2 protein-coding genes are annotated in these 2,353 nt (G+C 33.4%); both read right to left on the bottom strand.

The features are described 5' to 3' along the window. A partial coding sequence (locus AC6QZF_RS02050; RefSeq protein WP_499798220.1) for a Cache 3/Cache 2 fusion domain-containing protein occupies window positions 1-1,616 on the bottom strand: 1,616 nt, incomplete at its 3' end. An 89-nt stretch (window positions 1,617-1,705) separates the two neighbouring features. Beyond that, window positions 1,706-2,353 (bottom strand): HAMP domain-containing protein (locus AC6QZF_RS02045; protein ID WP_499798219.1); only part of this gene is annotated, 648 nt, incomplete at its 5' end.

The following is a 2,353-nucleotide window of genomic DNA, read 5'->3' as shown; positions in this document are numbered from 1 at the left end:
AATTTATTATGATTTTCATACAATACATTATTATTTTTATCAACGATTCTTACAGGGATAGGCATATTGTCAATTAATCCGACAAGACGATCGAGTGTGGAGTTAATTCCATGCACTAATCGACGGAAATCTCCCTGGTGATGTTCTGCATTAGCCCGTTCGTTAAGTCTTCCCATAGTAGCGTGTTCAGCCAAATCATAAGTATCTTTAATAAGCAAATTAATTGCATCAATGCACTGGTTTATGTTGTTCTTTATTTCGTTGAAATCACCTTTGTATTCATCAATAATCTTCGGAGGAATATCACCCTTGGAGATGCGGTCAATATATTCAGCTGCGACATTGAGAGGTCCAATAATTGCATCGAGTGTAGCGTTTAATCCCTGAACCAATTGTTTATATTCGCCGTTAAATTTAGTCGCATCTGCTCTCACATCAAGTTTGCCTTCTGTTGCAGAATTACCCAATTTTTGAACGTCTTGAACCATATTTTTTATTGTTTGCACCATTTTATTCATTGAAGCAAGCAAACTATTCTCGTTACCTTGCTTTAAGTTGATATTCATAGAAAAATCACCTTCTGCAACTTTATTGGCTATTTCTTGAACTTCTTTCGGGTCAGCACCAAGCTGCTTCATAACTGAACGAACAATTATAAAGATAATACCAACGACAACCACCAGCGCAATCAGTACCACAATAATAATTGTCATTCTTAATTCAGCAAATATTGCTTCATAGTCATCATTATAGTATCCAACTGAAATAATACTTTTTATCGGTTCAATATATCTAAAATGCTGTGTTTTTTCTCTTCCTTTCCATTCATATACAATTGTACCATTTTTCTTTTTCAGCATTTCTTGGGTGAAATTGTATTTAGATATGTCTAATCCTACTGATTCTGGATGTGCTGTCAACACACCTTTATCGTCTAAAATATAAGGATATCCAGAACCGAAATATTTCTTGGTCTTAAAGTCCTCTGATAAAGCTTTGTAATTTATTTCTGGCTCGCCGACTCCAATCATTCCTTTAATTACACCATTTACTCTAATTGGTGCATAAGATGCTAAATACCAAGTATCAACAATCCATATCCTACCCGTGTATTTCTCACCTTTTTCGATTGCTTGTATCGCAGGATTGTCAAAAGGAATAACAGTACCTAACGCTAATTTGCCTTCTTTAGATTTTACATTTGTAGCTATTCTTATATAGCCTTTTGGAGTTTTTTGAAATATTGAGACTGCTTTTATTCCAAATCCTTCAATAGCTGATATAATATCAGCGTTATTTTGGACTTGCTTGCCGGCAACTACCCATTTGTTTAACGAATGTTCGTTGACAGCAACTTGCTCGGGGGTTTCTGTGATGCTGCCTAAAGATTTTAAGTAATTACTTGCAAGATTAATCCCGATAGAAGAAGATTTTTGTTTTGCTTCGACTTCCAGATTAATCATTTGCGTGTAATTATTCAAATACTCTTGCATTGCCTCTTGATATGAAGCGTCGATTGAGTTTTTTTCGAAATGATAAACAAAGTATCCAAAAGCTGAGAAAGCTAAGACAACTGTTCCGCCTATTAATAAATAAAGTTTTACATTTAATTTCATAGAAACCTCTAAAATAAAAAGTACAAAATAAAATTAGGATACTATCTTCAAGATTAATAAAAAATTAATTTATTATTATATTCCTTTAATTAATAAATGCATTTATTCTCATACAATACATTATTATTTTTATCAACGATTCTTACAGGAATAGGCATATTGTCAATTAATCCGACAAGACGATCGAGTGTGGAGTTAATTCCATGCACTAATCGACGGAAATCTCCCTGGTGATGTTCTGCATTAGCCCGTTCGTTAAGTCTTCCCATAGTAGCGTGTTCAGCCAAATCATAAGTATCTTTAATAAGCAAATTAATTGCATCAATGCACTGGTTTATGTTGTTCTTTATTTCGTTGAAATCACCTTTGTATTCATCAATAATCTTCGGAGGAATATCACCCTTGGAGATGCGGTCAATATATTCAGCTGCGACATTGAGAGGTCTTACAATGTGATTGATAGCATTGTTAATATTGTCAATAAGTTCAGCATAAGCACCGCTAAAATTATCATTCGTTGCTCTGTAATCTAATTTACCATTGTGTAAATTATCCCCAAGCTTGCTGATTTCAGTAATAATATTTTTAATTTTATGGGCCATTTCATCGAAAGCATTAGCAAGAACGCCAATTTCATCATTACTATTGATTTCAATTTTTTCATCAATTTTACCATCTTTTATACTGTTTGCAATATCAACAAGCTGCAAAATTGGTTTCGTTGTTTTGCTTACAAA

The organism is Eximiradius sp. (assembly GCA_937127445.1).
Taxonomy (GTDB): Bacteria; Bacteroidota; Ignavibacteria; order Kapaibacteriales; family UBA2268; genus JAKIZO01.
This window is presented reverse-complemented; position numbering and strand designations above follow the sequence as displayed.